At 72.1% G+C, this 18,681-nt stretch carries 19 protein-coding genes and 1 pseudogene; 8 read left to right on the top strand and 12 right to left on the bottom strand.

What is annotated here, in order from left to right:
* Positions 1 to 151: 151 nt before the first annotated feature.
* Positions 152 to 736: a TetR family transcriptional regulator gene (locus AB0C87_RS27490; RefSeq protein ID WP_353833919.1), complete on the top strand. Its 585-nt coding sequence runs from the start codon at positions 152 to 154 to the stop codon at positions 734 to 736.
* A gap of 12 nt (positions 737 to 748) precedes the next feature.
* On the opposite strand, the gene AB0C87_RS27485 is transcribed toward AB0C87_RS27490, so the two are convergent.
* Positions 749 to 2,482 carry a pyruvate dehydrogenase gene (locus AB0C87_RS27485; protein ID WP_345171039.1) on the bottom strand — a complete coding sequence of 578 codons (1,734 nt, stop codon included), beginning with the start codon at positions 2,480 to 2,482 and terminating at the stop codon, positions 749 to 751.
* A gap of 151 nt (positions 2,483 to 2,633) precedes the next feature.
* Here AB0C87_RS27485 and AB0C87_RS27480 point away from each other — a divergent pair, with 151 nt between their 5' ends.
* The 4 genes from AB0C87_RS27480 (at position 2,634) to fahA (ending at position 6,506) form a co-directional block, all read left to right on the top strand.
* Positions 2,634 to 3,188, top strand: coding sequence for a MarR family transcriptional regulator (locus AB0C87_RS27480; protein WP_345171041.1), 555 nt, complete (start codon positions 2,634 to 2,636; stop codon positions 3,186 to 3,188).
* 101 nt (positions 3,189 to 3,289) lie between these two features.
* Positions 3,290 to 4,495 carry a cupin domain-containing protein gene (locus tag AB0C87_RS27475; RefSeq protein WP_345171043.1) on the top strand — a complete coding sequence of 402 codons (1,206 nt, stop codon included), beginning with the start codon at positions 3,290 to 3,292 and terminating at the stop codon, positions 4,493 to 4,495.
* Positions 4,492 to 5,343 (top strand): hypothetical protein, encoded by an 852-nt coding sequence (locus AB0C87_RS27470; protein ID WP_360580188.1) that lies wholly within the window; start codon positions 4,492 to 4,494, stop codon positions 5,341 to 5,343. The genes AB0C87_RS27475 and AB0C87_RS27470 overlap by 4 nt, the downstream gene beginning before the upstream one ends.
* Positions 5,340 to 6,506 carry a fumarylacetoacetase gene (gene fahA, locus AB0C87_RS27465; RefSeq protein ID WP_345171047.1) on the top strand — a complete coding sequence of 389 codons (1,167 nt, stop codon included), beginning with the start codon at positions 5,340 to 5,342 and terminating at the stop codon, positions 6,504 to 6,506. The genes AB0C87_RS27470 and fahA overlap by 4 nt, the downstream gene beginning before the upstream one ends.
* A 51-nt stretch (positions 6,507 to 6,557) precedes the next feature.
* Here fahA and AB0C87_RS27460 read toward each other — a convergent pair whose 3' ends face one another.
* A complete protein-coding gene (locus tag AB0C87_RS27460; RefSeq protein ID WP_360580186.1) occupies positions 6,558 to 7,523 on the bottom strand; it encodes an alpha/beta hydrolase in 966 nt (321 codons plus the stop codon).
* A 123-nt stretch (positions 7,524 to 7,646) separates the two neighbouring features.
* On the opposite strand from AB0C87_RS27460, the gene AB0C87_RS27455 reads away from it, so the two are divergent.
* Positions 7,647 to 8,186 (top strand): nuclear transport factor 2 family protein, encoded by a 540-nt coding sequence (locus tag AB0C87_RS27455; protein WP_360580184.1) that lies wholly within the window; start codon positions 7,647 to 7,649, stop codon positions 8,184 to 8,186.
* On the opposite strand, the gene AB0C87_RS27450 is transcribed toward AB0C87_RS27455, so the two are convergent.
* Together AB0C87_RS27450 and AB0C87_RS27445 are read right to left on the bottom strand one after the other, a co-directional pair.
* Positions 8,159 to 8,920 carry a hypothetical protein gene (locus tag AB0C87_RS27450; protein ID WP_360580182.1) on the bottom strand — a complete coding sequence of 254 codons (762 nt, stop codon included), beginning with the start codon at positions 8,918 to 8,920 and terminating at the stop codon, positions 8,159 to 8,161. The genes AB0C87_RS27455 and AB0C87_RS27450 overlap by 28 nt on opposite strands.
* On the bottom strand, positions 8,917 to 9,525 hold the full coding sequence (locus AB0C87_RS27445; RefSeq protein WP_353833925.1) for a sigma-70 family RNA polymerase sigma factor: 609 nt from the start codon (positions 9,523 to 9,525) through the stop codon (positions 8,917 to 8,919). Before AB0C87_RS27445 ends, AB0C87_RS27450 begins: the two co-directional genes overlap by 4 nt.
* 186 nt (positions 9,526 to 9,711) lie before the next feature.
* On the opposite strand from AB0C87_RS27445, the gene AB0C87_RS27440 reads away from it, so the two are divergent.
* Entirely contained in the window at positions 9,712 to 10,245 is a 534-nt protein-coding gene (locus AB0C87_RS27440; RefSeq protein ID WP_360580180.1) for an N-acetyltransferase, read from the top strand.
* On the opposite strand, the pseudogene AB0C87_RS27435 reads toward AB0C87_RS27440, so the two are convergent.
* Positions 10,238 to 10,489 (bottom strand): annotated as a pseudogene (locus AB0C87_RS27435) (nucleotide disphospho-sugar-binding domain-containing protein); the annotation flags it as partial. The gene AB0C87_RS27440 and the pseudogene AB0C87_RS27435 overlap by 8 nt on opposite strands.
* Before the next feature lie 215 nt (positions 10,490 to 10,704).
* Between AB0C87_RS27435 and AB0C87_RS27430 the strand changes: the two are divergent.
* Positions 10,705 to 10,875, top strand: coding sequence for a hypothetical protein (locus tag AB0C87_RS27430; RefSeq protein ID WP_353833926.1), 171 nt, complete (start codon positions 10,705 to 10,707; stop codon positions 10,873 to 10,875).
* A 65-nt stretch (positions 10,876 to 10,940) separates the two neighbouring features.
* Here the strand turns inward: AB0C87_RS27430 and AB0C87_RS27425 are convergent, their stop codons facing one another.
* The 7 genes from AB0C87_RS27425 to AB0C87_RS27395 all read right to left on the bottom strand — a co-directional run bounded on the left by AB0C87_RS27425 (position 10,941) and on the right by AB0C87_RS27395 (position 18,663).
* Positions 10,941 to 11,627 carry a class I SAM-dependent methyltransferase gene (locus AB0C87_RS27425; RefSeq protein ID WP_360580179.1) on the bottom strand — a complete coding sequence of 229 codons (687 nt, stop codon included), beginning with the start codon at positions 11,625 to 11,627 and terminating at the stop codon, positions 10,941 to 10,943.
* A 22-nt stretch (positions 11,628 to 11,649) separates the two neighbouring features.
* Positions 11,650 to 12,882, bottom strand: a complete 1,233-nt coding sequence (locus tag AB0C87_RS27420; RefSeq protein ID WP_360580177.1) for a DUF4032 domain-containing protein — start codon at positions 12,880 to 12,882, stop codon at positions 11,650 to 11,652.
* A gap of 3 nt (positions 12,883 to 12,885) precedes the next feature.
* Positions 12,886 to 14,175 carry a sn-glycerol-3-phosphate ABC transporter ATP-binding protein UgpC gene (gene ugpC, locus AB0C87_RS27415; RefSeq protein ID WP_345171065.1) on the bottom strand — a complete coding sequence of 430 codons (1,290 nt, stop codon included), beginning with the start codon at positions 14,173 to 14,175 and terminating at the stop codon, positions 12,886 to 12,888.
* 9 nt (positions 14,176 to 14,184) lie between these two features.
* Positions 14,185 to 15,015 carry a carbohydrate ABC transporter permease gene (locus AB0C87_RS27410; RefSeq protein WP_345171067.1) on the bottom strand — a complete coding sequence of 277 codons (831 nt, stop codon included), beginning with the start codon at positions 15,013 to 15,015 and terminating at the stop codon, positions 14,185 to 14,187.
* The gene (locus AB0C87_RS27405; protein WP_345171069.1) at positions 15,015 to 15,965 is read right to left on the bottom strand and encodes a sugar ABC transporter permease; all 951 of its coding nucleotides are present in this window, start codon (positions 15,963 to 15,965) and stop codon (positions 15,015 to 15,017) included. The genes AB0C87_RS27410 and AB0C87_RS27405 overlap by 1 nt, the downstream gene beginning before the upstream one ends.
* A gap of 61 nt (positions 15,966 to 16,026) precedes the next feature.
* Positions 16,027 to 17,406, bottom strand: coding sequence for an extracellular solute-binding protein (locus AB0C87_RS27400; protein ID WP_360580175.1), 1,380 nt, complete (start codon positions 17,404 to 17,406; stop codon positions 16,027 to 16,029).
* 273 nt (positions 17,407 to 17,679) lie between these two features.
* The gene (locus AB0C87_RS27395; RefSeq protein WP_345171073.1) at positions 17,680 to 18,663 is read right to left on the bottom strand and encodes a hypothetical protein; all 984 of its coding nucleotides are present in this window, start codon (positions 18,661 to 18,663) and stop codon (positions 17,680 to 17,682) included.
* Between the last annotated feature and the right edge of the window lie 18 nt (positions 18,664 to 18,681).

The raw sequence follows: 18,681 nt of genomic DNA, 5'->3' as shown, positions 1-18,681 counted from the left end.
GCGGGGACCTGCTCGGCCAAGGAACGCCTCCGGGTGAAGTGGGCCTGTCCGGGATGGGAACGAGGGGATCAACCCCCGGCCCGGACACTTTATTCCCACTGCGCAAAATTTCGCGCTGGGCAGGTTTTTCCCCGCTAGGCTGGGGCCCACCATGGAGACCACCGGCGGGCTGCGCGAACGCAAGAAGGAGGCGACGCGCCGCGCCCTGCACGAGGCCGCGATGCGGCTCGCCGTCGAGCACGGCCTGGACGAGGTCACCGTCGAGGCCATCGCCGACGCGGCGGGCGTCTCCCGCCGCACCTTCTCCAACTACTTCGCCGGCAAGGAGGACGCCCTCCTCTACGGCGACGAGCAGCGGATGAACGCCGTGCTGGCGACCTTCGCGGCCCGCCCGGCCGGCGAGTCGTCATGGACGGCGCTGCGCGCCTCCCTGGACGCCCTGCACGCCGAGGCCGGCGACCTGGACCCCCACTGGGCGGCGCAGACGCGCCTCGCCCGCAAGCATCCGTCCGTCCTCGGGCGGCAGCTCGCCAGCTACGCCGAGTTCGAGCGCGCCCTCGCCGACCTGATCGCCTCCCGGGACGGCCTCCCCCGCCTGCGCGCCCGCGTCATGGCCGGCGCCTTCATGACCGCGCTGCGCGTCGCGTCCGTGACCTGGATCGAGGAGCAGCCCGTCCGCCCCCTCTCCGAGGTCGCCGCCGAGACCCTCACCGAGATGGCCCGCGAGTTCCGCTGACCGTCCGGGCCCTCAGGGGCGGGGGATGTTGCGCAGGTTGCTGCGGGCCAGGTCGAGCATCCTGCCGACGCCGCCGGTGAGGACGGTCTTGCCGGCCGACAGCGCGAAGCCCTTCACCTGCTGCGGGGTGATGCGCGGCGGGATGGACAGGGCATTCGGGTCGGTCACGACGTCCACCAGGTAGGGGCCGGGCGCGGCCAGCGCGCGCTCCATCACGGTGCGCACGTCGGACGGGCGCTCCACCCGCGCCGACTCGATCCCGGCCGCCTCGGCGATCGCCGCGTAGTCGACGGGCTCGTGGTCGGTCTCGTAGGACGGCAGGCCGTCCACCATCATCTCCAGCTTCACCATGCCGAGCGACGCGTTGTCGAACAGGATGATCTTCACGGGGACGCGGTGCAGCCGCACGGTGAGCAGCTCGCCGAGCAGCATGCCGAGACCGCCGTCGCCGGAGATCGAGATCACCTGGCGCCCGGGCGCGCCGAACTGGGCGCCGACGGCGTGCGGGAGCGCGTTGGCCATGGAGCCGTGGACGAACGAGCCCATCACGCGGCGGCGCCCGTTCGGGGTGATGTAGCGGGCGGCCCAGACGTTGCACATCCCGGTGTCCACGGTGAAGATCGCGTCGTCGTCGGCGAGGTCGTCCAGGACGCCGGCGACGTACTCGGGGTGGATCGGGATGTGCCGGTCGATGTCGCGGGTGTAGGCGGAGACCACGTTCTCCAGCGCCCGCGCGTGGCGGTGCAGCATCTCGTCGAGGTAGGAGCGGTCGTGCTTCTGCTCCACCTTGTCCAGGACGAGCCGGATCGTCTCCCCGACGTCCCCGTGGACCGCGAGATCGAGCGGTGTCCGGCGGCCCGGCTTGGACGGGTCGTCGTCCACCTGGATGGTGTTCTTGCCCGGCAGGAACGGGTCGTAGGGGAAGTCGGTGCCGAGCAGGAGGACGAGGTCGGCGTCCTGCATCGCCTCGTAGCAGGCGCCGTAGCCGAGCAGGCCGCTCATGCCCACGTCGAACGGGTTGTCGTACTGGATCCACTCCTTGCCGCGCAGCGCGTGGCCGACCGGCGAGAGCAGCCGGTGCGCCAGCTCGATCACCTCGGAGTGGGCGTCCCGGACGCCGGCGCCGCAGAACAGCATCACCTTCCGCGCCCGGTTGAGCGCGCCGGCGAGCTGCTCGACCTGGTCGGCCGGCGGACGGACGATGCCCTTGCGGACGAGGAAGTCGTGCTCGCCGGTCGGTTCGGCGGTGTCACGGCCCGCGACGTCCCCGGGCAGCGTCAGCACGGAGACGCCGCCGAGCCCGATCGCGTGCTGGATGGCGGTCCGCAGGATGCGCGGCATCTGCTCCGGGGTGACGATCGGCTCGCAGAAGTGGCTGCAGTCGACGAACAGCCGCTCGGGGTGGGTCTCCTGGAAGTAGCCGCTGCCGATCTGCACGCTCGGGATCTGCGACGCCAGCGCCAGCACCGGCGCCCCCGACCGATGCGCGTCGTAAAGCCCCTGGATGAGATGGGTGTTGCCCGGGCCGCAGCTCCCCGCGCACACGGCGAGCCGTCCCGTGGTCTGCGCCTCGGCCGCCGCCGCGAACGCGCCCGCCTCCTCGTTGCGGACGTGCACCCAGTCGATCCCGCGCGTCCGGCGCACGGCGTCGACGACCGGGTTGAGGCTGTCGCCCACCACCCCGTAGATCCGCCGGACCCCGGCCTGCCGCAGCACCTCGATGAACTGGTCGGCGACGGTCGCCATTCGCCCTCTCCCCCGCTGAGTCCCCCGCTACGTCTCCCCCGCCATGCAATGCCCCCTGGCTCACGGCTGACACCGGGCTACGGCTGACACCCCCGGCCCCACCGGGGTTAAATGGTCAAACCATGAACTAGATGGGCGGGACTGCGAGCGGATGACGGACGACCACGCGGACATGAGCACCGACGACCGGGCGGAGCTGGACTTCTGGTCGTTCGTCGATCTCGCGGGACGGCGGCTCTCGGAGGAGTACGGGTTCCGGCACCGGCTGGCAACGCGGCTGCTGCTGACGCTGAACCGGGCGTCGGCGATCGTCACCTACGACCTGGAGTCCACGGTGCACCGGCCGCGCGGCCACTCCTGGTCGGCGTTCCGGCTGCTGTTCGTGACCTGGCTCGCCGGGCCGCTGGAGCCCGGCCGGGCCGCCACGCTGGCCGGGATGAGCAGGGCCGCCGTCTCCAACCTGAGCAAGACGCTCGTCGCGGACGGGATGCTCGCGCGCACCCGGGGCGAGCGGGACGGCCGGTCGGTGATCCTCGCGCTGACCGAGCGGGGGCAGGAGGCCATGCTGGAGATCTTCGCCGGGCAGAACGAGCGCGAGCGGCAGTGGGCGGACGTGCTCACCGAGACCGAGCAGCGGATGCTCGTCATGCTGCTGGACAAGCTCATCGCGGGACGCGGCTCGTTCGACGCCCGCGAGCGCAGCTGACCCGGGGCGCCGCCGCCGATTAGGGCCTTCCCCTCTGAGGGAGAACAGCCGTAAGGTCGGCAGAAAGTAGTTAATGCGTTAATCATCGGAGGCGATGGAGCATGGCCCACTACCGCCGGGTCGGCCACGTGCCGCCGAAGCGCCACACCCAGCACCGCCACAGCGGCCAGGGGGGCGGCGAGGAGCGGCTCTACTTCGAGGAGCTGATGGGCGAGGAGGGCTTCTCCTCCGACTCGTCACTGCTGTACCACCGGGAGATCCCGTCCGCGATCGTCGACTCGCGGGTCTGGGACGTCCCCGACCAGACCACGACGCCCAACCATCCGCTGCGGCCCCGCCATCTGAAGCTGCACGAGCTGTTCCCCAAGGAGACGTGGTCCGAGACCGACGTCGTCACCGGCCGCCGGATCGTCCTCGGCAACGGCGACGTCCGGATCTCCTACGTCGTGTCCGCCGCGGACTCGCCGCTGTACCGCAACGCGACCGGCGACGAGATCGTCTACATCGAGTCCGGCACCGCGACGGTCGAGACGATCTTCGGGGCGGTGGAGGCGAAGCCGGGCGACTACGTCGTCATCCCGACCTCGACCACGCACCGGTGGCTGCCGACCGGCGACCAGCCGCTGCGCGCGTACGCGATCGAGGCCTCCGGCCACGTCGCGCCGCCGAAGCGCTACCTGTCGCGCTACGGCCAGTTCCTGGAGCACGCCCCGTACTGCGAGCGCGACCTGCACGGCCCCGGCGAGCCCCTCCAGGCCGACGGCGCCGACGTCGAGGTCCTCGTCAAGCACCGCACGTCGCGCGGCATCTCCGGCACCCGGCTGACCTACGCGCGCCACCCGTTCGACGTCGTCGGCTGGGACGGCTGCCTGTACCCGTTCACGTTCAGCGTGCACGACTTCGAGCCGATCACCGGCCGCGTCCACCAGCCGCCGCCCGTCCACCAGGTGTTCGAGGGCCCGGGCTTCGTCGTGTGCAACTTCGTGCCGCGCAAGGTGGACTACCACCCGCTGTCGATCCCGGTGCCCTACTACCACTCGAACGTGGACTCCGACGAGATCATGTTCTACTGCGGCGGCGACTACGAGGCCCGCAAGGGCTCCGGCATCGGGCAGGGCTCGGTCTCGGTGCACCCGGGCGGCCTCGCGCACGGCCCGCAGCCCGGCGCGTACGAGCGCAGCATCGGCGTCGAGTTCTTCGACGAGCTGGCGGTCATGGTCGACACCTTCCGGCCCCTCGAACTGGGCGAGGGCGGCCTGGCCTGCGAGGACGAGGCGTACGCCTGGACCTGGGCGGGGCGGCGATGACCACCCCGTTCGCGGTTCCCCCGTTCGCGGCGGCCCTGTGCGACGACGCCGCCGTCTTCCCGCCGGGGCTCGCGCCGCTCGCCGACGCCGTCCCGGCGCACCGCGACCACCGCGCCGCCGCCTACGCCGGCCTCGTCGGCCCGCTGGTCCTGCCCGCCTCCGCGCTCGACGCCCTGCACCCGCTGCTCGACGGCGAGCCGCTCGACGTGTCGGTCACCGCGCCGAACGGCCCGTGCGAGGCCGCCAAGGCGGTGGGCGTCGCCGCCGGCCTGCCCGTCGACCTGCGCGGGCTGGAGGTCGCCGTCCCGCCCGGCATGGGGCCGGAGGAGTTCTTCCGCGTGCTCGGCCGCCCCGGCGTCCCCGTGTACGTCGAGATCCCCCGCGACGAGCGGCGCCCCGCGTTCATCGAGGCGGTCGCCGCGCGCGGCGACCGCGCGAAGTTCCGCACCGGCGGGGTGAAGGCGCACCTGTACCCGGGCACGGACGAGCTCGCCGCCGCCGTCACGTCGGTCGTGGAGGCGGGCGTTCCGTTCAAGGCGACGGCGGGGCTGCACCATCCCGTCCGGAACACCGATCCCGAGACCGGGTTCCACCAGCACGGATTCCTGAACCTGCTGCTCGCGACCGACGCAGCCCTGCGCGGCCGCCCGCACGCGGAGCTCGCCGCCGTCCTGGCCGACCGCGACGCGCCGGCGGTCGCCGCCCGCGTGGCGGGGCTCGGCGAGGCGCGCACGGCCGCGGCCCGCGCCCGCTTCCTGTCCTTCGGGACGTGCAGCATCACCGACCCCCTGACCGAACTCGCGGACCTCGGACTGCTCGGGTCCGCCCTCCTGGAGACCTCCCGATGACCCGCATCGCGATTCCCGGAGACTCCCTCTTCGGGCTCGCCAACCTCCCCTACGGCGTGTTCTCGCCCCCGGGCGCCGCGCCCCGCGTGGGCGTCCGCGTGGCCGACTCCGTCGTGGACCTCGCCGCCGGCCTCGGCGACGACGTCTTCGCCGCGCCGACGCTGAACCCGTTCATGGCCCAGGGCCACGCGCGCTGGGTCGAGGTCCGCGAGCAGGTCCTCGACCTGGTCTCCGAGGACGTCCCGGACGAGGCCGTCCACCCCCTCGGCGCGGTGACCCCGCACATGCCGTTCGAGGTCGCCGACTACGTGGACTTCTACGCCTCCGAGCACCACGCGTCCAACCTCGGCCGGCTGTTCCGCCCGGACTCCGAGCCGCTCATGCCGAACTGGAAGCACCTGCCGGTCGGGTACCACGGCCGCGCCGGGACGGTCGTCCCGTCCGGGACGCCGATCGTGCGCCCGAGCGGGCAGCGCAAGGGCGAGGCGGCGCCCACGTTCGGGGAGAGCCGCCGCCTCGACATCGAGGCCGAGGTCGGCTTCGTGGTCGGCACCGGCTCGGCGCTGGGCGACCCGGTGGGCGCCGACGACTTCGACGAGCGGGTGTTCGGCGTCGTCCTCGTCAACGACTGGTCGGCCCGCGACATCCAGGCGTGGGAGTACGTCCCGCTCGGCCCGTTCCTGGGGAAGAGCTTCGCGACGTCGGTGTCCCACTGGGTCGTCCCGCTCCTCGCCCTGGAGGCCGCCCGCGTCGCCACGCCGCCGCAGGACCCCGAGCCGCTGCCCTACCTGCGCGAGAAGAACCCGTGGGGCCTGGACCTCGACCTCGCCGTCTCCTGGAACGGGCAGGTCGTCTCCCGTCCGCCCTACCGGGAGATGTACTGGTCGCCCGCCCAGATGCTCGCGCACATGACGGTGAACGGCGCCTCGTCCCGCACCGGCGACCTGTTCGCCTCAGGGACGGTCTCCGGCCCGGACAAGGACCAGCGCGGCGCCTTCATCGAGCTCACGTGGGGCGGCAAGGAGCCCGTGACGGTGAACGGCGAGCCGCGCACCTTCCTGGAGGACGGCGACGAGGTCTCGATCACCGCCTCCGCCCCCGGCCCCTCCGGCGCCCGCATCGGCTTCGGAGAGGTCACCGGCCGGATCCTCCCCGCCCGCTGAGTTTCCGGCGGGCGCCGCCCTCGGGGGGTGGCGCCCGCCGGACCCGCGGTCTCAGAGGGCGGCGAGGAAGGCGAGCATGGCGGCGTTGACCTGGTCGGGCGCCTCCATCTGGACGAAGTGGCCGGCGCCCTCGATGACGTGGACGCCGCGCAGGCCCGGTACCTGAGTCTCCATCTGCTTCAGTGCGTCGGACCCCATCATCTGGAGGACGGGGTCGCGCTCGCCCACGAGGAACAGCGTGGGAACGGTGACAGGCTCGTCCGGACGGCTCTGCTTCTCCTTCCACACGTGGTCGTAGGCCCGATACCAGTTGAGGCCACCGGTGAAGCCCGTCCGGCGGAACTCGTCGGCGTAGAAGGCGAACTCGTCCTGCGACAGCCACGGCCATGGAAGGGGCGGGGCTTCGGGGAGCACATCGAGGTATCCGTTGCCTTCACTCGGGTGCTGCCAGATGTCGAGGTACCGGTAACCGCCGCTGAGCGCCCAGAAGACGTTCGCCAGGAAGCGGTCCGGTTCGGCCCCCAACTCCTCGTCCGCAGGCCCCTCCTCCTGGAAGTAGTGCACGTGCACGAAGTGCTGTTCGGCCATGCGCGCGTACAACTCGGTGGGAGGACGCTTCGAGACGGGCATGCGCGGCACGCTCAACTGCATCAGCGCCTTGACCCGTCCAGGGGCCCATTGAGGGAGGTCCCAGACGAGAGCGGCCCCGAAGTCGTGGCCCGCGAAGACGGCCTCGTCGATGCCCAGGGCGTCCAGGACACCGACCATGTCGGCGACGGTATGCCGCCGGTCGTAGGCCCGCGGCGAAGGCGGGCGGCCGCTGCGCCCGTATCCGCGCATGTCGAGGGCGATGGCCCGGTATCCCGCCGCGGCCAGAGCCGGGAGCTGCCGCCGCCAGCTGAACCAGAGGCCCGGGAAACCATGGCACATCACCACCGGGAGACCGTCGCCCTGCTCGACCGCGTGAAGGGTGACGTCACCCGCGTCCAGCATGTGGTGGCGCTCGCGGAAGCTCATCCCGGGCCCTCCCTCCGCCAGGGACGATCCTGAAGCCTCGCGCGCGGCGCGGCGCTCCGCCCTCCCGGTCACCGGGACGGCGGTTGGACGGGCGACCGTCCCGTCGGCGAGGGTCGGGCCACCATGTCACGACTCCCGAGGACGCAGCCCCCGAGTCCCGACCTCGCCGCGCGCGTCGCCCGGCTGGAGGCCATCGAGGAGATCAAGGCGCTCAAGCACCGCTACCTGCGGGCCTGCGACGCCAAGGACCCCGACGGGTTCCGCGCCTGCTTCATCGCCTCGGGCGCCTCGATCGACTACGGCCGGCTGGGCGCGTTCGACGACGCGGAGGGCATGGTCAGGGTCTTCGAGGCGATCGCGCTCCGGAAGGTCGACGGCCGGAGCGCCGTCCTCGACATGCACCACGCGACGCACCCGGACATCACCGTCCACGACGGGACGCGCGCGTCGGGACGCTGGACGCTCAAGTTCCGCCAGGTGAACCTGGAGGACGGCACCGAGTCGGTGAGCACCGGCGAGTACGACGACGAGTACGTGGTCGAGGACGGCCGCTGGAAGATGGCCAGGTGCCGCTTCCGCCGCCACTGGACGATCACCCGTCCGCTGGGCCCCGGCTGCCGCGTCGACCTCGACGGTCAGTTCGAGTCCGCGAAGGAGACGTAGCCGCCGGTGTCGGTGATGAGGACCGTCCTGCCGTCCTTCTCTCCGGCCGGTCGCCGCGGTGCCGGGACCTCGGGGGCCGGCCGGTTGCGGCACGGAACGGCTCGTCCGCTGACCAGGTAGGTGCCGACCGAGGTCCCGGATCCGGTGCGCCGGCCGTCCTGGTCGTAGACACCGGAGGTGGTCAGCGTCCAGATCATGAACTGGCCGCGCTCGAAGTGGCCCGGGTTGATCGTCATCTTCCAGCCGCCGCCCGGCCGCGGGAGATCGCTCGGCACGGTGTAGAGCCCGTCCGGCATGTCGTACACGTTCGGCGGGAGGTCGACCTGCCTGGCATGGGGCTGCGGGCACACCTGGCCCTCAGGGATGGAGTACACGACCGCCGGCACGCCCAGCGAGCGCAGCTCCCGCGAGAGCGCGTCAGCGTCGCGCGAGTCCAGGGTCTTCTCGGTGACCTCGACGGTGACCAGGCCGGACGGGTCCCGGGTCACCGCGTAGGCGGGCTGGGCGCCGCCTGTCCAGGCCGGAAGAACTCCGGCGACCGCGCACGCCGCGCACGCCGCCGCCGCGAGTCCCCACGCCCGTCGCCCGCGCACCGCCCGCGGCCGGCGCGGCGGCCGGGCCGCCGACGCGCGAGCGTCCCGCTCCGTTCTGGCGGCGACCGCCGCGGTCAGCTCGGCCAGCCGCCGTTCCTGGTAGCCCGCGAGCGGGGTGTCGTCGCCGGAGATGCTGCTCATGAGGAGGCTCCCTTCGCCAAGGGGGACGGTGGAGTGGCGGTCGACCGAGCGGATGCCGCGTCGTCCGCGGAGAAGGCGGCCTTCAGCCGTCTACGGGCCCGGTGCAGTCGAACCCGGGCGGCACCGTCGCGGATGCCCAGCGCCGCGGCCGCCTCGGCCAGGCTCAGGCCGTCCAGATCGACGAGCTCGATGACGCTGCGCAGCCGCTCGGGCAGCACGGAGAGCTTCGCGTGCAGGCCGCGCGCCGCTCGCTGGGCGTCGATCTGCTCTTCCAGCCGGACGATGTCGTCACCGTCCAGATGGCGATGACCCCCGGCCCGCCGCGCCTTGTCGCGTTCACCGGCGTGGCGCCGCCACTCGGCGGCCACCACGTTCCGGGCGATGCCCAGCAACCACGCCCGCGGGCTTCCCCGGCCGGCCTGGTAGCGCCCGGCGGCGTCGATCGCCGCCAGGAACACCTCGGTGGTCAGATCGTCGACCGTGTGAGGATCGGAGATCCGGCGGGCCACGAAGCGGGTCACGTCCGCGACATGCCGCCGGTAGAAGACCTCCAGCGCCGCTGGATCACGGCCGATCGCGGTGACGTCCGCCGGATCCGTGTCCACGGCCGACTTCCCATCTCCCATCCAAGAGCCTCCCGCCATGTGCTGTTTGGTCTTCTTGGTGGGAGGGCCTCGTCGTGTTACACCCGCCGTCCCTGTGCGGATCGGGACCACGGCCCGGCTAGAGTCGCACCCGACGAACGACGCGAGCCCGCGGGCCGCCCCGACCTGGTGAACAGCGTGGACCTGGTGAACAGCGTGGAACCGATCTTCCGGACGGCCGAGGCGGACGACGTCCCGGCCCTCGTCGCGCTCGTCGAGAGCGCCTACCGCGGAGACTCCAGCCGCGACGGCTGGACCACCGAGGCCGACCTTCTGGACGGCCAGCGCACGGACCCGGAGGCCGTGGCCGCCGTGGTGCACGACCCGCGCGCGGTGATGCTGGTGGCCGAGACGGACGGCGCGCTCACGGCGTGCTGCCAGCTGGAGGACCGCGGCGGGCACGCCTACTTCGGCATGTTCGCCGTCAGCCCGTCCCAACAGGGCGGCGGGCTCGGCCGCCGGGTCCTGGCCGAGGCCGAGCGGCGGGCGCGCGAGCAGTGGGGCGCGGCCGAGATGCGCATGACGGTGATCAGCCAGCGCGAGGACCTGATCGCCTGGTACGTCAGGCGCGGCTACACCCGGACCGGCGAGACGAGCCCGTTCCCCTACGGCGACGAGCGCTTCGGCCTGCCCAAGCGCGACGACCTGGAGTTCGAGCTCCTGGTGAAGAAGCTCAGCTGACGCCCGCGTACCGTTCGAGCCGGGCCGCCGCGTACGCCGGGCTCGGCGCGGCGCGCAGCCGTCCGGCCAGCGCGGTCGCGGCCGCCCGGTAGGACGGGTCCTCGATCACCGTGCGGACGGCCGCCGCCATCTCCTCCGGCCCGGCGCTCTCACCGTCCAGCGCCAGCCCGGCGCCCAGCTCGGCCGCGCGCCGGGCCAGGGCGGGCTGGTCGGCCGCCGGGTTCGGGAGCGCGACGACCGGCCCGCCATCGTCAGCCCCCCGCCAGCAGAGATTCGATCATCATGGTCATCGTCGCCTCGGCCTCGGCCCGCGATCCGGCGGGGTCCGCAGCGCTGTTGAGGGTTGGCCGCCGCCAGGCAGCGCTTTGGCGACCAAAGCCTCACCGGGAGTTTCAATGACACCCTTGAAGGCGTGGATCGATGGGAGGCGGACGCGTGAAGTTCGTTCTTGAAGTGGACATGAGTGAGGGCGCCGTCGCGCAGGACGCCGTCGCCGAACTGGGGCGGATCCTGCGGTACTGGGGCGGGAACGTCCGGCACTACGAGTTGAGGCCGGGAGACGGGTCCGCCGTCTACGACTCGGACTACCGCGAGGTGGGGCGCTGGGAGATCACCGAGACGCCCGCATAGCCCGGGAAACCCCACGCCCGGCCGGGAGATCCGGCCGGGCGCTGTGCGGGGAGCTCAGCGGGAGTTCAGGAGCGCGACGGGACCAGGCGGAAGGCGACGAAGGCGGGAGAGTGCTCCAGCTTCGCGTGGTCCTCCGGGTAGCGGTCGGCCATCTCGGGGACGGGCCGCGGCTCCACGAGCTCCTCGATGAGGAACCCGGCGGCGCGGAACTCGGCGCAGATCGCCGTCAGGGGGCGCCGCCACGCCCGGATCGGCCAGTCCCGTTCGGGGCTCAGCGACTCCTCCACCGGCTCTTCGAGGAAGTAGGAGCCGCCCAGGCGCAGCCATCCCGCCATCGGATGCTCCGTCGAGAGGACGACGGCGCCGCCCGGGGCCAGCATGCGGCGGAACTCCTCCAGCAGCGCGACGCGGTCGTCGAAGTAGTGCAGCGCCAGCGCCAGCACCACCAGGTCGACGGAGGCGTCCGGCATCCAGGCCACGGGCGTGGACAGGTCGTGGACGCGCAGGTCGGCGCGGCCACCGGTGCGTTTCACGGCCATGTCGACGAAGGTGGGGCTGACGTCGCAGCCGGCCACGCGGGCGCCGCGGTCGAGAAGTTCCCGCGCGTAGAGGCCGGGACCGCACGCGGCGTCGAAGACGGTCAGGCCGGCCACGTCCCCCGCGAGGCCGAGCACGGCGGGACGGTCGTAGAGGGCGTTGTAGGAGCTGTCCTCGGCATGGGCGGCGTACTCGTGGGCGAAGCGCTCGTACATGCCCCCGATCGTGCCAGAAAGATCAACCGGAAGTGTCAGGAGGACGACCGGTCTCTGTCAGGTCCTCGGGGACCTCCGGCAGGACGGAGGTGAGGTAGTCGCGCGCCGCCGCCGACGTTCCGACGTCGCGTCCCGCCTTCTCGGACAGGAACCAGCGGTGTTCGAGCACCTCGTGGAACAGTTCGACGTCGTCCAGCCGGTCGCGCAGACCGGGCGGGACCGCGGTGACCACCGGCTCGTACACCTCCGCCAGCCACCGGTTCGACGCGACCACCTCGGGGACCGGGCCGCCGCGCACCCGCTCCAGGTGGCCGCGGTAGGCGGCGATGTCGTTGAGGAGGCGGCGGGCCTGGTTCTCCTGCGCGTCCAGCCCGGTGCGGGCCATGAGGATGCGGCGGTGATGGCCGGGTTCGGCCACGCGGGTGCGGACGCGCAGGCGGGCCCCGGACGGTCCCGCGTCCACCAGCTCCACCTCGTCCACGTCGAAGCCGAGGGAGTTGATGCGGCGCAGGCGCTCGGCGATGCGGTAGCGCTGCTCGTCTGGACGCAGGACCTCCTCGCGGGTCAGCTCGTCCCACAGCCCCCGGTAGCGGCGGACGGTGTCGTCGGCGACGTCGATCGGGTCGACCTCGCGGGGGAGCGTGCCCGCGGCCGCCAGGTCGAACAGCTCCCCGGCGATCCGCTCGCGGGCGAGGGAGAGGTCGTAGCCGCGCTGCCCCTCGGTGAGGGAGGGGTGCAGCTCGGCGGTCTCCGCGTCCACCAGGTAGGCGGCGAACGCTCCGGCGTCCATGCGGAACAGGACGTTGGACAGCGAGCAGTCGCCCCACATGAAGCCCGCCAGGTGCAGCCGGACGAGCAGCTCCACCAGCGCGTCCAGCAGCCGGTCCGTGGGGTGGCCGTAGCGCGCGTTGGCGAAGAGCGCGCGGTAGGACGAGGAGTGGTCGAGGAACCGGGTGACGAGGACGGCGTCCAGCTCCGGGCGGTCCACGACCACCCCGACGACCTCGACGGCGGGCAGGCCGAGCTCGCGGAGCCGCCGCAGGAGCCGGTACTCGCGGCGCGCCAGCCGCGCGTCCAGCTCCTTCACCGCGTAGACGCCCCCGCCCTCGGACACGAACCTGACCGTGTGCCGCGACAGGCCCCGCTGCCGGATCTCCACGAGCCGCTCGTCGTCCCAGGCGTCGAGCGGCTCGGACCACGGCAGGTCCAGCAGGCCGGCCGACGACTCACCGGGCGGGGTGAAGACGAAGTGCACGGCTCAGGGCCGCGCCGCGGACGTCCCGCCCGCGGTCCCGGCGGCCGGCTCGCGCTGCGCCTCCCGGTGGGCGGCGCGCGACTCCTCGGCGAGCCGGTCGAGCTGCGCGACGCGCTCCTCGTCGCGGGTCAGGTTCTCGCCGGTGGCCGGGTCGAACAGGTGCACCCGCGTCGTGTCGATCCACAGCTCCGCCCCGCGCCCCGGCGCGATCATGCTGGCCGCGTCCAGCGCCACGACCGCCTGGGTCCGCAGCTGGTCGCCGTCGAGCTCCCGCGACAGGTCCCGCAGCTGGGCGGCGAGATCCTCGGGCGCCTCGTACGGGACGTAGGCGTACAGCTCGTTGCCCAGCCACTCGGTCACGTCCACCCGGACCCGCACGAGGCTGCCGCGCGCCTGCTTCTCCTCGCCGACGAGCGAGGCGTCCTCGAAGTGCTCGGGGCGGATCCCGACGAGCACGACCGACCGGTCGCCGACCGCGGCCGCCTTGCGCGCGTCGCGCAGCTCGAACCGCCCGAGCGGCGTCTCCAGGAACACGCCGTCCGCCGCGCGGTCCACGGACGCGGGCAGGAAGTTCATCGACGGCGACCCGATGAACCCGGCGACGAACAGGTTCACCGGCTCCTCGTACAGCTCGCGCGGGCTCCCGACCTGCTGCAGGACGCCCCTGCGCAGCACCGCGACCCGGTCGCCGAGCGTCATCGCCTCGGTCTGGTCGTGGGTGACGTACACGGTGGTGACGCCGAGGCGCCGCTGGAGCCGGGAGATCTCGGTGCGCATCTGCCCGCGCAGCTTGGCGTCCAGGTTCGACAGCGGCTCGTCGAACAGGAACGCGTCCGCCTGCCGGACGATCGCGCGGCCCATCGCGACCCGCTGCCGCTGCCCGCCGGACAGGTTCGCGGGCTTTCGGTCCAGGTGCTCGGTCAGCTCCAGCAGCTCGGCGGTCTCCGACACGCGCCGCCGCACCTCGTCGTCGGCGACCTTCGCGAGGCGGAGCGGGAAGGCGATGTTCTCGTACACGCTGAGATGCGGGTAGAGCGCGTAGTTCTGGAACACCATCGACAGGTTCCGCTCCCGCGGGGCGACCTTGTTGACGACCCGGTCGCCGATGACCATCTCGCCGGACGTGATGTCCTCCAGGCCGACGATCATCCGCAGCAGCGTGGACTTGCCGCAGCCGGACGGCCCGACCAGGATCATGAACTCGCCGTCCCGCACGTCCAGGGAGACGTCGTTCACGGCCGGGAAACCGTCGCCGTACCGCTTGACGATGTTCTTCATGGTGATGGCGGCCATGGTTTCCTCTCAGCCTTTGACGGCGCCGGACGTCAGCCCGGCCACGATGCGGCGCTGGAACGCCAGGACGATGATCACGACCGGGACCGTGACGACGACGGCGGCGGCGCAGATGGCGGTGGTGGGCTGCTCGAAGTAGGACTCCCCGGTGAAGAACGCCAGCGCCGCCGGGACGGGCCTGGCCCGGTCGGTGGAGGTCAGCGAGATCCCGAAGACGAAGTCGTTCCAGCAGAAGAAGAAGGTCAGGATCGCGGCGGTGAACACGCCGGGCGCCGCCAGCGGGACGATCACCTTGCGGAACGCCTGCCAGGAAGTGGCCCCGTCCACCTGCGCGGCCTGCTCCATCTCCCACGGGATCTCGCGGAAGAACGCCGACAGCGTCCAGATGGCGAGCGGCAGCGCGAACGAGATGTAGGGGATGATCAGGCCCGGCCAGGTGTCGTACAGGCCGATGTTGCGCCACAGGTCGAACAGCGGCCCGACCAGCGACACCACGGGGAACATCGCGATGGCGAGCGCGAACGACAGGATCAGCCGCTTGCCGGGGAACTCCAGCCGCGCGATGGCGTAGGCGACCAGCGTCGCGAACACCACCCCGACGAACGTGGCGATCAGCGAGATGCCGATCGAGTTGATCAGCGCCGAGGTGAACAGGTCGGTCTTGAAGACCGTCTCGTAGTTGGCCCATGTCCAGGTCTTGGGGAAGAACCCCTGGACGTTGCCGATCTCGCTGGGCTGCTTGAACGACAGCATCACGATCCACACGATCGGGAACGCCGTCCACACCAGGATCAGCAGCGAGGCGACGATCCACAGCGACTTCGAACGCGCCGACTCCATCAGCGATCACCTCGCACCTGGGACAGGTCCACGCGGAACCCCTTGATGAACACGGCCGCGATCAGCACCACCGACAGGAACAGCAGCACCCCGACCGCGTTGCCGAGGCCGAGCTCGGTCCGGGTGATGATCTGCTGGTAGGTCAGGAACGACAGCACCTGGGTCTTCTCCTGGCCGGACGTCATGATGAACACGTTGTCGAAGATCCGCCACGCGTCCAGCGTCCGGAACAGCACCGCGACGAGGATCGCGGCCTTCATGTTCGGGATCGTCACCCGCCTGAGGCGCTGCCACGCCGTCGCGCCGTCCACCGTCGCGGCCTCGCCGAGGTCGGCCGGCACCTGCGCCAGCCCGGCGAGCAGCAGCAGCGACACGAACGGGGTCGTCTTCCAGATCTCCGACAGGATGATCACGAACAGCGCCGCCCAGCGGTCGGAGAACCAGGCGAAGTCGCCGAGCCCGAACCAGGAGTTGACGAACCCCGACTGGACGTCGAAGGCGTACTTCCAGGCGAACGCGGAGATGACCGTCACGATCCCGTAGGGCAGCAGGATCGCGGTCCGCACCGTCCGCCGCCCGAAGACGGCCCGGTGCATCACCATCGCGAGCGCGAACCCGATGACCAGCTCCACCCCCACCGTGGCCACGGTGATGATCAGGGTGGTGAGCACCGTCTGCCAGAACAGGGCGTCCGACAGCGCGGTCGCGTAGTTGCCGAGCCCGACGAAGCGCCGGTCCTCGGGTGCGGTGATCCGGTAGCTGAACAGCGACTGGTAGACGGCGTTGACCAGCGGATACGCGGTGACCAGCAGCATCACCACCACGGCGGGCAGCGAGAGCAGCAGCCCCAGCCTGCGCTCGGCGCGGCCGCGGTCGGAGATCTCCGCGCGGGCGGGGGCGGGGGCGCCGTCGGCGCGGCCGAGCTTCGGCGCCGTTTCTGCGGACGTCATCCGGACACCTTTCTCTCCGAGGCTTCCCTCACGGCGGCGCCGGCCTCGCGGCGGCCCTGCCTCACAGCAGGGCCTGGTCGCTCAGGACCGCCCGGACGAACTCCGCGGACCGGCGCGGCGTCGTCGCGGGGTTCACCGAGGCGGGCGGATGCCAGCGGTTCTGGACGGCGCCGGACAGGTCGGCGTAGTAGGGGGTGGCCGGACGGACCGCGGCGGCGGCGATGGAGTCCCGCATCAGCGGGGCCATCGGGAACTCCTTGAGGATGTCGGGATCGTCGTAGATCGCCGGGCGGGCCGCGACGTTGCCCTCGTCGAGCATGTAGCGCTTCATGTTGGCCGGAGAGGTGATGCACCGGACCGCGTCCACCGCCAGGTTCTGGTGCTTGCCGTAGGCGCCCACGCCGATCTCGATGCCCCCGAAGGGCGGTCTGCTCGACTGCCGCGGGTCGACCCGCGGGTAGCGGGCCCAGCCGAGGTCGCCCACGATGTTCTTGCCGATGGCGCCCGCGTCGGCGTCGCCCTTCTCGGCCCGCCAGACGTAGCCCCAGTTGAGCAGGAAGCCGCCGCGCGCGCCGTTGATCGTCGCCCGGGACTGCTCCTCGATGTCGGTGGACAGCGTCGGGCTCGCCGCGGCGGACCGGGCGAGCCTCCGGATGATCGACGCCGCCTGCCGGCCGGCCGGCGAGTCGATGTCGATGCTCGCGTCGTCGCCCTTCTCGGCCTCGCTGATGACGCGTCCCCCCGCCGAGGCGATCAGGGCGTTGATCCACACCATGTAGCCCTCGTACCGGTTGCCCTGGACGCCGATCGTGGTGTTCGTGCGGCCGGCCGCGTCGATGAGCTTGTCCCAGGTGAAGTCGGCCGCGTTCGGGTCGATGCCCGCCCTCTTCGCCACCGACTTGCGGTACCAGAGCAGCTGCGTGTTGGCCCAGAAGGGCGCCGCGTAGAGCTTGCCCTCCCACATCGAGCTCTGCACCGCGGGGGCGAACACCCCGTCGGTCAGCGGCGCGGCCTCGCTCCTGGTGAACGGGCGCAGGAACCCGGCGTTGGCGGCCTCCGCCACGAAGACCGGGTCCAGGCTCATGAGGTCGAGCCCGGAGTCCTTGGCGGCCAGCCGCCTGATCAGCTGCTCGCGCTGCTGCGTCGCGTCGCTCGGCAGCAGGGACGTCCCGATCCGGTACCGGCCGCCCGCGGCCTGCGTGCAGGACTTCGCGATGGCCGCCTGGCCGCCGTTGTCGGGGTTGACGTACCAGGTGAGCTTCGGCGCCCCGCCGCCGTCCCCGCAGGCCGTCAGCCCCCCGGCCAGCAGTGCCGCCGCCACCGCGCCCCTGAGCCAGGCCGATCGCGCCCGCTCCGCGGGACCGCGCCGGCCGGCCGTCCCCTCCCAGGGCCGGGCGCGTCCCGCCCGGTCGCTCTCCGCTCGGTCGACTCGCTCGCCCATAGGGCCTCCCGGTGCTCCCACCGGACTGCGGGCGCTTCGCCGGGCCGCACCTCGGCGGGATTGGCCCTCCATTCGACCATCGGATCGCGTGACTGTCGAGATCCGGAGAGTCATCGGAAGGCAAAGGCCCTTGGTCCGGATATGGGAATGCCCCGGGCGGAACGCGCTACACGTCCGCGAACCGAGAAGGCGCGAAGGGGGCGCGGACCCCGACCGATCCGCGCCGCCCTCCGCGCCTTCGCCTGATGGGCGGGTAGCGCGTGGCGGACGGCCCTAGTAGCCGCCCCCCGACCCGTAGCCTCCGCCTGTGCCGCCCCCGTCACCAGTGCCGGAGCCCGTGCCGACGGCCTTCTTGCCGGTCGGCGTCGTGGCCCACCAGACCCCGCCCACGCCCTGGCCCTTGGTGTCGCCGGGCCGCTTGTCCTGCTCGTAGTAGTACATGGGCCAGCCGTCGATGGTGAGCTGGCACTTGCCGTCGTCCTTGCGCTCGATGAAGTCGACGACCTTCTTCGAGACGCCTTCGAGCTTGAGGTGCTTCCAGCCGTTGAAGACGGCCGGCGGCCACGCCTTCTTGCACGAGCCGAAGCAGTTGGTCGTCGGCGGCTTGTTCCTGTCCTTGTCGTAGCGGTAGAGCGTCATGCCCTTGCCGTCGGTCAGGATCAGGCCGAGCTTCGGGTCCCGCCTGGCCTTGACGACCGTCCAGCCCTTCCAGCGGTTGCCGTTCGCCTGCTTGAGCGGGGCCGCCTTCTTGCCGGTCGGGGCCGCCGCGTACCAGGTGCCGCCCACGCCCTGGCCCTTCGTGTCGCCGGGGCTGCGGTCCTTGGCGAACCGGTAGAGCGGCCACCCGCCGAGCGTGACCTGCCACTTGCCGTCCGGCCGCTTCACCTTGCCGACCAGCGACTGCTGGACGCCCTTGACCTCGGTGTTCCCCTGGCCCGCCCACACCGGCGGCCACGCCTTGGCGCACGCGGCCGCGCAGGTCGACGCGGGCGGCCGGGAGGTGTCGTTGTCGAAGCGGTAGAGCGTCATGCCCGTGCCGTCGGTGACGACCCTGCCGAGCTTGGTGACGCTGGCCACCTCCAGCACCGTCGGTTCGGGGGCGGGCGGCTCGGACGGCTCGGCCGACGGCTCCGCCTGCGCCCGGGAGCCCGCGGCGTTCTGCTTCCCCCCGGCCTTCTCCTGGCCGCACCCGCTCAGCACCAGTCCCGACGCCGTGAGGGCGGCCGCAGCGGGGATCGCCCAACGTGGGAATTTCATGTCGTGTCCTCCAGGTCG

Source organism: Actinomadura sp. NPDC048021, from assembly GCF_040653135.1.
Classification (GTDB): domain Bacteria; phylum Actinomycetota; class Actinomycetes; order Streptosporangiales; family Streptosporangiaceae; genus Spirillospora; species Spirillospora verrucosospora.
This window is presented reverse-complemented; position numbering and strand designations above follow the sequence as displayed.